Genomic DNA, 12816 nt, shown 5'->3' on the forward strand with positions numbered 1-12816 from the left:
CATCTGATATCTATCACCATCAATTATATCTATTTGATGGTAAAGAAGCAGTAATATAGATGTATTTCTATTAGTATAGTTGGAAAGTGCAATGGCCAATAAAAAACGTTCGGCAAGCTCAAGTCGCTGGTTACAAGAACATTTTAGTGATAAATATGTTCTGCAAGCACAAAAAAAGGGGCTTCGCTCGCGTGCATGGTTTAAACTGGATGAAATCCAGCAAGGTGATAAAATATTTAAACCAGGTATGACTGTTGTTGATTTGGGAGCAGCACCCGGTGGTTGGTCACAGCATGTAGTCAGCCAAATAGGCAAAAATGGCCGGGTGATTGCTTGTGATATTTTACCTATGGACCCGATTGTTGGCGTAGATTTCCTACAAGGAGATTTTCGTGATGAAGCAGTGTTAGCAGCGCTGTTAGAACGGGTTGGTGATAAAAAAGTCCAGGTGGTCATGTCTGATATGGCCCCAAATATGAGTGGGACTCCCGCGGTTGATATACCTCGATCGATGTATTTGGTTGAGTTAGCATTGGATATGTGCCGTGCCGTGCTGGCCCCTGGGGGAAGTTTTATCGTTAAAGTATTTCAGGGAGAAGGCTTTGACGAGTACCTAAGGGATATCCGTTCCCTATTTACGAAGGTAAAAGTTCGTAAACCCGAATCTTCGCGGGCACGATCGCGTGAAGTATACATTGTAGCGACAGGACTAAAACTATAGTAACCTGACCGTTATTTGTTAACACAGTTGTAATATGAGGTTAATCCCTTGAGTGACATGGCGAAAAACCTAATTCTCTGGTTAGTCATCGCAGTTGTTCTGATGTCCTTGTTCCAGAGTTTTGGCCCAAGCGATTCGAATAGTCGCAGAGTTGATTATTCTACGTTTATCAATGAGTTAGCCCAGGATCAGGTACGTGAGGTTCGTATCACAGGTCGTGAATTAAACGTCAGAAAGGCTGATAATAGCCGCTACACAACTTATCTTCCTATGCAGGATGAGAAGTTGTTAGACACCATGCTAAACAAGCATGTAACTGTCGTTGGTGAACCACCAGAAGAACCTAGCTTACTGACATCTATCTTCATTTCTTGGTTCCCAATGCTTCTACTGATTGGTGTCTGGATTTTCTTTATGCGCCAAATGCAAGGTGGCGGTGGTAAGGGGGCAATGTCATTTGGTAAAAGCAAAGCCCGCATGCTGACAGAAGATCAGATTAAAACAACTTTCGCTGATGTAGCGGGTTGTGATGAAGCAAAAGAAGAAGTTGGTGAAATAGTTGAGTTCCTGCGTGAACCAGCTCGTTTCCAGAAACTGGGTGGCAAGATCCCGAAAGGTGTCCTGATGGTAGGGCCTCCGGGTACAGGTAAAACATTGCTTGCAAAAGCAATTGCTGGTGAAGCAAAAGTACCTTTCTTTACTATTTCAGGCTCAGACTTTGTTGAAATGTTTGTTGGTGTTGGTGCTTCTCGTGTTCGTGATATGTTCGAACAAGCGAAAAAAGCAGCACCTTGTATCATCTTTATCGATGAAATCGATGCAGTTGGTCGTCAACGTGGTGCAGGTTTAGGTGGTGGTCACGATGAGCGTGAGCAAACATTAAACCAGATGCTAGTTGAAATGGATGGCTTTGAAGGCAATGAAGGTATTATCGTTATTGCTGCGACTAACCGTGCTGATGTTCTTGACCCTGCGTTACTTCGTCCAGGCCGTTTTGACCGTCAGGTTGTTGTTGGTTTACCTGATGTTCGTGGTCGTGAACAAATATTGAAAGTGCATATGCGTCGTGTTCCTATTGATCCTAGCGTAGACACCTTTATTTTAGCTCGTGCAACACCTGGTTTCTCGGGGGCTGAATTAGCTAACTTAGTTAACGAAGCTGCATTGTTTGCTGCACGTTCAAATAAGCGTGTTGTTTCGATGGTTGAGTTTGAAAAAGCGCGCGACAAGATTTGGATGGGTGCAGAACGCCGCTCCCTGATGATGACGGAAGAGCAAAAAGAGTCGACCGCTTATCACGAAGCAGGGCACATGATTATTGGTCATTTAATGCCTGAGCATGACCCTGTACATAAAGTAACTATCGTTCCACGTGGACAAGCACTTGGTGTCGCATTCTTCTTACCTGAAGGTGATGAAGTTAGTCGTAGCCGCTTGAAACTCGAAGGTATGATTGCAACTGCTTATGCAGGTCGTATTGCTGAAGAGTTGATTTATGGTCGCGATAAAGTGACGACAGGTGCTTCATCTGATATTCAATTTGCTACCAATACTGCCCGTAATATGGTGACTCAATGGGGCTTCTCAGACCGTTTAGGCCCAATGCAATATTCTAAAGAAGAAGGTCCTGCATTCTTAGGTCGCTCTTCTGGTAATGGTGCAAGTATCTCTGATGAAACAGCACGTATCGTAGATGAAGAGATCAAAATTATTCTAGATCGCTGCTATCAGCTGGCTGTTAAAACTTTAACAGATAATATCGATATTCTGCATGCTAGCAAAGATGCTTTATTGAAATATGAAACCATTGACATGCCACAGATTGATGATCTGATGAATAGGCGTCCAGTGCGTGAACCAGCGGGTTGGGATGAAGACAAGAAAGTGAGTAATGTAACAGGTTCATTTGGTAAAGGTACAACGGCATCCAAACCTGAAACAAATACTGATAATCCACAATCTGAAGAGCCAAAAAGCAGTGATGATGAATCGAATTCATCAGATAACACAAACGATAACAAGCCACAGTAGGTTATCGTGACAATCAGTGTAATAAAAAAACCCCAGGTCTCTGGGGTTTTTTACGTTAAGGTTAATTGACCATGAAAATTAGGGCAAGAGGTAGTGAACTAGATTTATCAATTCCCAAAGTGATGGGGATTTTGAATGTCACTCCTGATTCATTTTCAGATGGTGGCACCCATAATCGTTATCATGATGCACTTGAACATGTTGCTAGAATGGTTAGTGAAGGTGCTGCTATTATTGATATTGGTGGAGAATCTACTCGCCCTGGTGCAGCTGAAGTCTCTATTAATGAAGAACTCGATAGAGTGATCCCTGTCGTTGAAGCGATAGCTAAACGTTTTGATGTTTGGATTTCAGTTGACACGTCTAAGGCCGAGGTAATGTCAGAGGCTGCTAAGTCGGGTATGCATTTAATCAATGACATACGTTCACTGCATGAAATTGGCACACTTGAAGTTGCAGCACAAACAGGTTTACCTGTTTGTATCATGCATATGCAAGGTCAACCAAGAACCATGCAAGATGCACCTGATTATAAAAATGTTGTGAGTGAAGTTAAAGATTACCTAAATGCTGAAATTAAGCGTTGTGTTGCCGCAGGGATTAAAAAACAACAAATAATACTTGATCCAGGTTTTGGCTTTGGGAAAAACTTGTCGCATAATTATCAATTGTTGGCAAACTTAAAACAATTTCATGATTTAGGACTACCGCTATTGGCTGGGATGTCACGTAAGTCTATGATTGGACAATTATTGAATGTTCCACCTCAAGAACGACTTGTAGGAAGTCTTGCATGTGCAACAATTGCTGCAATGCAAGGCGCTCAAATTATTCGTGTTCATGATGTCAAAGAAACCGTTCAAGCAATGAAGATCGTTCAGATGACTCTGTCAGAAAAGGAAAAGTTAGCGTATGAGTAACCGTAAATATTTTGGTACTGATGGTATTCGTGGCAAAGTAGGTGATAGCCCAATCACACCTGATTTTGTTTTAAAATTAGGTTGGGCGGCAGGTAAAGTGCTTGCACGACACGGTTCTCGTAAAATTATTATTGGTAAAGATACGCGAATTTCTGGCTATATGTTGGAGTCATCTCTAGAGGCAGGTCTTGCAGCCGCTGGGTTATCGGCTTCATTTACCGGTCCGATGCCGACACCGGCTGTTGCATATCTTACTCGTACCTTCCGCGCAGAAGCCGGTATCGTAATATCAGCTTCCCATAATCCTTACTATGATAATGGGATTAAATTCTTTTCCATTGATGGTACAAAATTACCAGATGAAGTCGAAGAAGCAATCGAAGCTGAAATGGAAAAACCAATTACTTGCGTTGAATCTGCTGAGCTAGGTCGTGCAAACCGTATCGTGGATGCTGCGGGTCGTTATATTGAATTTTGTAAGGGAACTTTCCCAAGTGAGCAAAGCCTTTCAAGTTTAAAAGTCGTTCTTGATTGTGCAAATGGTGCTACCTACCATATTGCTCCGAACGTATTCCGCGAGTTAGGTGCAGAAGTTATCGCTATTGGCTGTGAACCAAATGGAATCAACATCAATGAACAGTGTGGTGCCACCGATGTGCGTATGCTGCAAGAACGTGTAATTGCAGAAAAAGCACATGTAGGTCTCGCATTTGATGGTGATGGTGACCGTTTGATCATGGTTGATCATCAAGGTAATAAAGTTGATGGCGACCAAATATTGTATATCATCGCTCGCGAAGCCTTGCGTCAAGGTCAATTAAAAGGCGGTGTTATTGGTACGCTAATGAGCAATATGGGACTTGAAATTGCGCTAAAACAGCTTGGAATTCCTTTTGAGCGTGCAAAAGTTGGTGATCGCTATGTACTCGAAAAGCTTCAAGAAAAAGGCTGGCGTATGGGCGCTGAAAACTCAGGTCATATTATTTTATTAGATAAAACGACTACAGGTGATGGGATTGTTGCAGGTTTGCAAGTTCTCAGTGCTATGGTTCGCAACCAAATGAGTTTGCATGATTTATGCAGTGGAATGAAATTACTACCTCAAATATTGGTTAATGTTCGTTTCTCTGGTTCTCATGACCCATTACAAAGTGATGAAGTATTGGCAGCGCACGAACAAGTTGAAAAAGAACTTGCAGGTAAAGGTCGTGTACTTCTTAGAAAATCAGGTACAGAGCCTCTGATCCGCGTTATGGTTGAGGGCGAAAATGAAGCTGATGTATTGGCAATGGCAAATCGTATCGCTGATGCAGTGAAAGCCGCAGGTTAATAAAATTAACTTCATTATTGTTGTGTAAAAAGAACGCGCTAGCGAGGTTGGTAAAAATGTTGAAAGTTATTTCTCAAATTTGCTGTTTTTTTCTGCAAATGAACTCGTGAAATAAAATTTGACTTGCTTGTCGGCTCAGCTTTGGTTAGTATTCGCACCTGCTCAATCCCGTAAATATGTTTTTTGGCGGTGTTATGAGCGGGTGTGCAGTAATACAGGTCATAGTGATAGCGCTATGCACCGCAACTGAATAGGTAACTCAAATGTATGTAGCTCTCTTAGTTATTTTCTTGCTAGCATCTATCGGGCTTATTGGTCTGGTCATGTTACAGCAAGGTAAAGGTGCTGACATGGGTGCATCATTCGGTGCGGGTGCTTCTGCAACACTGTTTGGTTCATCGGGTTCTGGTAATTTCATGACTCGTATGACTGGAATCTTGGCTGCTGTGTTTTTCGTTATTAGTTTAATTCTTGGCAATATGACTGCCAATAAATATGGAACTGGTAGCAAATGGGAAAACATTAGTGAACCGGCAAAAGTCGAGCAACCAACAGACGTTCCGGTAGCACCAGCTACACCTACGAGTGATATTCCTCGTTAAGTGTTATAGATTCCGGATGAAGGCGCTACAGCCATCATCAAAATAAGTAAAGAATTAGAGGTTATCGTTTGTTAGAAATGAATAACCTCACCTCAGTGCCGAGGTGGTGAAATTGGTATACACGCTACCTTGAGGTGGTAGTGCCTACAAAACGGGCGTACGGGTTCAAGTCCCGTTCTCGGCACCATTATTTAAGATGACTTGTAATCTACGGGTTATCTGTGTAGTATATGTCACGTTTTCGAACGCGGGATGGAGCAGTCTGGTAGCTCGTCGGGCTCATAACCCGAAGGTCGTCGGTTCAAATCCGGCTCCCGCAACCATTTCTTAGTCATCATATTTTGTCAGATGCATTTATCGGAATTTCTCATCGATTTATCTACATTTTAAAGATATACTAAGAAAAAGGTGAACCCGTGGCACTACAGGGTCCAGTTTCATAAAGCCCCGAATTTCGGGGTTTTTTGTTATTTGACAATCAAATTAACTGGGCTTTTATAGCCCTTTTTTTATGTCTGGGGGTGGGCTTGTCCACATTAGAACAAAAATTAACAGAGATGATTTCAGCACCGGTGGAAGCACTTGGCTTTGAATTTGTAGGCCTAGAGTTTATTCGTGCGCGGACATCGACACTTCGTGTTTTCATTGATAGTGAAGAAGGCATCACCGTTGATGATTGTGCTGATGTCAGCCATCAGGTGAGTGCAGTATTGGATGTCGAAGATCCGATCGCAGTACTTTATAACCTAGAAATATCGTCACCAGGGCTCGAACGCCCGCTATTCACTGTTGCACACTATCAGAATTTTGTCGGTGAAGAGGTGGCACTGACTTTGCGCATTGCTATGCAGAATCGTCGTAGATGGCAAGGTATTATTAAAGCCGTCGAAGGTGAAATGATAACGGTTACTGTGGATGGTAAGGATGAAGTGTTCGCCCTTGGCAACATCCAGAAAGCTAACTTGGTACCCCACTTTTAATAAAGTTCAATGAGGCAACTAGGATGAACAAAGAAATTCTGGCTGTTGTCGAAGCGGTTTCTAACGAAAAATCCCTCCCTCGTGAAAAAATCTTCGAGGCTCTGGAAACCGCGCTGGCGACAGCAACCAAAAAGAAATATGAGCAAGAAATTGATGTTCGTGTTGAAATCGACCGCAAATCAGGTGATTTTGACACGTTCCGCCGTTGGGTGATTGTTAACGAAGTCACAATGCCAACACGTGAAATCACGTTAGAAGCGGCACAATATGAAAATCCTGAATTTCAACTAGGTGAATTTGTTGAAGATCAGATTGAATCAGTTGTTTTCGACCGTATTACAACTCAAACTGCAAAACAAGTTATCGTTCAAAAAGTTCGTGAAGCTGAACGTGCAATGGTTGTTGAGCAATTCCGTGAGCAACAAGGCGAGATCATTACTGCACAGGTTAAGAAAGTAAATCGTGAAAATATCACGTTAGATCTTGGCAATAATGCAGAAGCCGTTATTTTGCGTGAAGATATGTTACCACGTGAAAACTTCCGTCCAGGTGACCGCATCCGCGGAGTCCTGTATGATGTTCGTCCAGAAGCTCGCGGCGCACAACTTTTTGTCACCCGTTCTCGTCCTGAAATGCTGGTTGAATTATTCCGCATTGAAGTGCCAGAAATTGGTGAAGAAATTATTGAAATTAAAGCAGCAGCTCGTGATCCTGGCTCTCGCGCCAAAATCGCAGTGAAAACTAATGACAAGCGTATTGATCCGGTCGGCGCCTGTGTTGGTATGCGTGGTGCACGAGTTCAAGCCGTTTCTAGTGAATTAGGCGGCGAGCGAATTGATATTGTGTTATGGGATGATAATCCAGCTCAATTCGTTATTAATGCAATGGCTCCGGCTGATGTGGCATCGATTGTGGTTGATGAAGACAAATGCACGATGGATGTTGCCGTAGAAAGCAGTAACTTAGCTCAAGCGATCGGTCGTAATGGCCAAAACGTTCGTTTAGCTGCGCAGTTACTGAAAAAACATCGTGGTGATGACAAATGGGAATTAAACGTCATGACCTCAGAAGAGCTGAATGCAAAACATCAGGCAGAAGCACATGCTTCTATTGACACATTCACCAAGCATCTGGATATTGATGAAGAGTTTGCCACTACACTTGTTGAAGAAGGCTTCTCGACGTTAGAAGAACTGGCCTACGTGCCTATTAAAGAGCTTTTAGAAATTGACGGTCTTGATGAAGAAACCGTTGAACTTCTACGTGAAAGAGCGAAAGCGGCCCTCACCACGATTGAATTGGCTCAAAAAGAGAGCCTAGGTGATAATCAGCCAGCAGAAGATTTATTGAATCTGGAAGGTATGGATAATACTCTAGCCTATAATTTGGCTACTCATGGTATCTGTACACTGGAAGATCTTGCTGAGCAGGGCATCGACGACCTGATTGATATTGAAGGTCTGGATGGTGAGAAAGCAGGTGTACTCATCATGGCTGCACGTAATATTTGCTGGTTCGGTAACGATGCGTAAACACTGTAGCAGGAAGGAACGGCATGACAGAAACTGTAAAATCACTGGCAGCAGAAATTCAAACCACAGTTGAACGCCTGGTACAGCAATTTGCTGATGCAGGGATCAAGAAAACTGAGAATGACTCTGTTAACCAGTCAGAAAAAGAAACATTGCTGGGACACTTGAATCGCGAACAAGGCGGTTCGGTGGGTCAGCCAAGCAAATTAACACTACAACGTAAAACGCGTAGTACGTTGAGTGTTCCGATCACCGGTGGTAAGAGCAAATCGGTAAACGTAGAAGTCCGCAAAAAACGCACTTATGTGAACCGTGACGCTGAACAAGCGAATACGGAAGAGCAGGTGAAGCGTGAAGCGGAAGAGCAGGCACAGCGTGAAGCTGAAGAACTGGCTCAACGTCAAGCACAAGAGAAGCGCCTAGCAGAAGAAAATGCAAAGCGTGAAGCTCAAGCAAAACGTGAAGCTGAAGATAAAGCAAAACGTGAAGCAGCAGATAAAGCTACGCGCGAAGTAGCGGAAAGAGAAAAAGTGAAACCAAGCGAAAATCATCAAAAGTCTGGCAAAGCCAGTGAAAGCAATTCTGAAAAACAGCGCCTAGAAGCTGAAGCCGCCGCTCTAAAACGTAAAGCTGAAGAAGAAACTCAACGTAAAGTTGAAGCTGAAGCTAAACGCGTTGTCGAAGAAGCCCGTAAAATGGCTGAAGAGAAAGGCGAAAAATGGATTAGTGAGACTAAAACTGAAGAAGACAGTGATTATCACACTACGACTTCTCAGCACGCTCGTGCTGCGGAAGATGAGAATGACGCTAAAGAAGAAGGTCGTCGTACTCGTAACCGTGCAGCTAAACCACCTCGTCAGAAGAAAGGCAATAAACTCTCTGAAAAAGCAGATCGCGAAGAAGAGCGCGCTGCTGGACGTTCAGGTCGTACCAAAGGTAAACAACGCAAAGGTAGCTCTCTACAGCAAAGCTTTAACAAGCCAGCGGCAGCAGTAAACCGTGATGTTATTATCGGCGAAACGATCACCGTCGGTGAACTTGCGAACAAAATGGCTGTTAAAGGCTCACAAGTTATTAAAACAATGATGAAGATGGGCGCTATGGCGACTATCAACCAAGTCATTGACCAAGAAACTGCACAATTAGTCGCAGAAGAAATGGGACATAAAGTTATTCTTCGCCGTGAAAACGAACTCGAAGAAGCGGTAATGAATGACCGTGACACTGGTTCAGCAGTTAAAGAACCACGTGCACCAGTTGTTACTATTATGGGTCACGTTGACCATGGTAAAACTTCATTACTCGACTACATTCGTTCAACGAAAGTTGCATCTGGCGAAGCAGGTGGTATTACTCAGCACATTGGTGCTTACCACGTGCAAACTGATAAAGGTATGATTACCTTTTTAGACACCCCAGGTCACGCAGCGTTTACCTCTATGCGTGCTCGTGGTGCTCAAGCAACAGATATCGTTGTTTTAGTTGTTGCTGCAGATGATGGCGTAATGCCACAAACAGTTGAAGCTATCCAACATGCTAAAGCGGCAGGTGTACCAATTGTTGTTGCTGTAAACAAAATGGATAAACCAGAAGCTGATCCAGATCGTGTAAGAAATGAGCTGTCTCAGTACGGTGTTATTTCTGAAGAATGGGGTGGTGATACTCAGTTTATCGGCGTTTCAGCGAAGAAAGGAACGGGTATTGATGAGCTACTTGATGCACTCTTGCTACAAGCTGAAGTTTTAGAACTGAAAGCGGTTTATGCAGGTATGGCAAGCGGCGTTGTTGTTGAATCTTACCTCGATAAAGGTCGTGGTCCTGTGGCTACTATCCTTGTTCAAGAAGGTACGTTAAACAAAGGCGACATCGTTCTGTGCGGATTTGAATATGGTCGTATTCGTGCAATGCGTAATGAGCTAGGTAAAGAAGTTCAATCTGCTGGCCCATCAATCCCAGTTGAAATTTTGGGACTTTCAAGCGTTCCTTCTGCTGGTGATGAAGCGACTGTTGTTCGTGACGAGAAAAAAGCGCGTGAAGTTGCCCTGTACCGTCAAGGTAAATTCCGTGATGTGAAACTGGCTCGTCAACAGAAATCTAAACTAGAAAACATGTTTGCTAACATGGAAGAAGGTAAAGTTTCTGAGCTGAACATTGTTCTGAAAACAGATGTTCAAGGTACTTGCGAAGCTATCACTGAATCACTCATGAAATTGTCAACTGATGAAGTTAAAATTAAAATCATTGGTTCTGGCGTGGGTGGTATCACTGAAACGGATGCAACACTGGCTGCTGCGTCAAACGCAATCATTCTGGGCTTTAACGTTCGTGCTGATGCATCTGCTCGTCGCGTTGTTGAGAGTGAAAGTGTCGATTTACGTTATTACTCAGTAATCTATAGCTTGATTGATGAAATTAAACAAGCTATGAGTGGTATGTTGGCGCCGGAATACAAACAGCAAATTATGGGTCTTGCAGAAGTCCGTGATGTGTTTAAATCACCGAAATTCGGTGCAATTGCTGGTTGTATGGTCACTGAAGGTACTATCAAACGTAATAACCCAATTCGCGTACTACGTGATAACGTGGTTATTTACGAAGGTGAACTGGAATCACTGCGTCGCTTTAAAGATGATGTTAGTGAAGTTCGTAACGGTATGGAATGTGGTATCGGTGTTAAAAACTACAATGATGTCCGTACTGGCGATATGATCGAAGTCTTTGAAGTTATTGAAATTAAACGTTCTATCGATGGTTAATTTCTTTCATATTCTGAATGATTTGGGCACATGTTAGCGCTAAGTAAAGTGAGCTATTATGTAGTTTGAATAATGACGGATATGCAGATTCATCTTTAATTGGGGGGCTTTTGCCCCCCAAACTGTCAGGAGATATAACGATGGCAAGAGAATTCAGTCGTTCTCAGCGCGTAGCACAAGAAATGCAAAAAGAAATTGCAATTATCTTGCAGCGTGAAATTAAAGATCCTCGTATTGGTATGGCAACTGTTTCCGGTGTTGAGCTTTCAAGGGATTTGGCTTATGGTAAGATTTTCGTCACTTTCCTTAACATTTCTCATGAAGAGCATGAATCCCAGATGGTTGAAGATGGCATTAAAGCACTGAACGAAGCATCTGGCTATATTCGTTCCTTGCTTGGTAAAGCTATGCGTTTACGTATCATTCCAGAGCTAACTTTCTCATACGATAGCTCATTGGTTGATGGTATGCGTATGTCTAACTTAGTTTCTAATGTCATTCGCAATGATGAGATCCGCCGCGTGAATGCGGACGAAAAAGAGGAAAAGTAATGGGGCGTCGTCGTAGCGGCCGTGATATAGACGGTGTTTTGCTGCTGGATAAACCCACTGATATTTCTTCAAATGATGCGCTGCAAAAAGTGCGGCGCTTCTTCAATGCAAATAAAGCGGGCCACACGGGTGCGTTAGATCCACTTGCAACAGGAATGCTTCCTGTTTGTCTCGGTGAAGCAACCAAATTCTCTCAATTTTTGCTCGATTCTGATAAGCGCTACCGTGTTATTGCACGCCTAGGGCAACGCACGGATACTTCAGATTCCCACGGTGAAATCATTAGTGAGCGTAAAGTAAATTTTACACAGTCACAACTTGATGATGCGTTAAATTATTTTCGTGGTGATACACTTCAAGTTCCTTCCATGTACTCGGCATTAAAACATCAAGGTCGTCCCTTGTATGAATATGCACGTAAAGGGATTACTGTTGAGCGAGACGCTCGCCCTATCACAGTATATGAATTGCAGTTTATTGGCTTAGAAAATGATGAGCTTGAGCTTGAAATCCACTGCTCTAAAGGCACTTATATTCGAACAATTATTGATGATTTAGGTGAAATGCTAGGTTGTGGAGCACATGTGATTTATTTGCGCCGAATTCAGGTTGCAAATTATCCATATGAACGCATGATAACACTAGAGCAGCTAGCGGCTTTAAGGATTCAGGTTGATCAAGGCGAGGGTTCTTTTGAATCATTGCTCGACTCTCTATTATTGCCGATGGATACCGCAGTCGTTCATTTTCCAGCAGTTAATTTAACTGAGGAAACTGCGGCATATTTTAAGCAAGGTCAGCCCGTTAGAGCAGATATCGGAAATTTAGCCGAAGGCGAAATGATTAGGGTCACCTGTGGTGATGCTCAGCGCTTTATTGGTATTGCTTTAATTAGTGAAGATATGCGGGTAGCACCACGACGTTTAGTCGTTGAAAATGAAGAATCAGCATAGCGGCGCTTATTGCTTTGCGTTTATAAGCAGCGTAGAATGGCGGCGCTTAATCTGTGAGATGCTAAATTAGAGATTGGCTCTCATTACATACATTTATACATTTTTTTGGAGTTTATTATGTCTCTAAGTACTGAAGCGAAAGCAAAAATCGTTGCTGAATTTGGCCGCGGTGAAAATGACACTGGTTCAAGTGAAGTGCAAATCGCTCTTTTGACTGCACAAATTAACCATCTGCAAAGCCATTTCTCTGAGCACAAAAAAGATCACCACAGCCGTCGTGGACTGCTGCGTATGGTTGCTCAGCGTCGTAGATTGCAAGCTTACCTGAAAAACAAAGATATCGTGGGTTACACCGCTCTTATCGAACGTCTGGGTCTGCGTCGCTAATCTAGTCAGTTTCAGTGGAAAGGGGCCAAATGGCCCCTTTTCTTCTAAAAGTT

The 12816-nt window shown here is 43.0% G+C and carries 11 protein-coding genes and 2 tRNA genes; all 13 read left to right on the forward strand.

What is annotated here, in order from left to right; all coding sequences use genetic code 11:
- Positions 1 to 91 precede the first annotated feature (91 nt).
- The 13 genes from rlmE to rpsO all read left to right on the forward strand — a co-directional run bounded on the left by rlmE (position 92) and on the right by rpsO (position 12763).
- Positions 92 to 721, forward strand: coding sequence for a 23S rRNA (uridine(2552)-2'-O)-methyltransferase RlmE (gene rlmE, locus OOA_RS11305; RefSeq protein WP_008912280.1), 630 nt, complete (start codon positions 92 to 94; stop codon positions 719 to 721).
- Positions 722 to 778: 57 nt separating this feature from the next.
- Entirely contained in the window at positions 779 to 2752 is a 1974-nt protein-coding gene (ftsH, locus tag OOA_RS11310; protein WP_008912281.1) for an ATP-dependent zinc metalloprotease FtsH, read from the forward strand.
- A gap of 71 nt (positions 2753 to 2823) precedes the next feature.
- Complete coding sequence (folP, locus tag OOA_RS11315) at positions 2824 to 3672, forward strand: dihydropteroate synthase (RefSeq protein ID WP_008912282.1); 849 nt, start codon at positions 2824 to 2826, stop codon at positions 3670 to 3672.
- Positions 3665 to 5002: a phosphoglucosamine mutase gene (glmM, locus tag OOA_RS11320; RefSeq protein WP_008912283.1), complete on the forward strand. Its 1338-nt coding sequence runs from the start codon at positions 3665 to 3667 to the stop codon at positions 5000 to 5002. Before folP ends, glmM begins: the two co-directional genes overlap by 8 nt.
- 263 nt (positions 5003 to 5265) lie before the next feature.
- Positions 5266 to 5604, forward strand: coding sequence for a preprotein translocase subunit SecG (gene secG, locus OOA_RS11325; RefSeq protein WP_008912284.1), 339 nt, complete (start codon positions 5266 to 5268; stop codon positions 5602 to 5604).
- A gap of 97 nt (positions 5605 to 5701) precedes the next feature.
- A tRNA-Leu gene (locus OOA_RS11330) sits at positions 5702 to 5791 on the forward strand.
- A gap of 59 nt (positions 5792 to 5850) precedes the next feature.
- A tRNA-Met gene (locus tag OOA_RS11335) sits at positions 5851 to 5927 on the forward strand.
- Between the two features lie 204 nt (positions 5928 to 6131).
- Positions 6132 to 6584 carry a ribosome maturation factor RimP gene (rimP, locus tag OOA_RS11340; RefSeq protein WP_008912285.1) on the forward strand — a complete coding sequence of 151 codons (453 nt, stop codon included), beginning with the start codon at positions 6132 to 6134 and terminating at the stop codon, positions 6582 to 6584.
- Between the two features lie 23 nt (positions 6585 to 6607).
- Complete coding sequence (nusA, locus tag OOA_RS11345) at positions 6608 to 8116, forward strand: transcription termination factor NusA (RefSeq protein ID WP_008912286.1); 1509 nt, start codon at positions 6608 to 6610, stop codon at positions 8114 to 8116.
- Positions 8117 to 8139: 23 nt separating this feature from the next.
- On the forward strand, positions 8140 to 10872 hold the full coding sequence (infB, locus tag OOA_RS11350) for a translation initiation factor IF-2 (protein WP_008912287.1): 2733 nt from the start codon (positions 8140 to 8142) through the stop codon (positions 10870 to 10872).
- A 140-nt stretch (positions 10873 to 11012) separates the two neighbouring features.
- Positions 11013 to 11423, forward strand: coding sequence for a 30S ribosome-binding factor RbfA (rbfA, locus tag OOA_RS11355; protein WP_008912288.1), 411 nt, complete (start codon positions 11013 to 11015; stop codon positions 11421 to 11423).
- On the forward strand, positions 11423 to 12376 hold the full coding sequence (gene truB, locus OOA_RS11360; protein ID WP_008912289.1) for a tRNA pseudouridine(55) synthase TruB: 954 nt from the start codon (positions 11423 to 11425) through the stop codon (positions 12374 to 12376). The genes rbfA and truB overlap by 1 nt, the downstream gene beginning before the upstream one ends.
- A 117-nt stretch (positions 12377 to 12493) precedes the next feature.
- Complete coding sequence (rpsO, locus tag OOA_RS11365; RefSeq protein ID WP_008912290.1) at positions 12494 to 12763, forward strand: 30S ribosomal protein S15; 270 nt, start codon at positions 12494 to 12496, stop codon at positions 12761 to 12763.
- Positions 12764 to 12816 lie beyond the last annotated feature (53 nt).

It is taken from the genome of Providencia burhodogranariea DSM 19968 (genome assembly GCF_000314855.2).
GTDB lineage: Bacteria > Pseudomonadota > Gammaproteobacteria > Enterobacterales > Enterobacteriaceae > Providencia > Providencia burhodogranariea.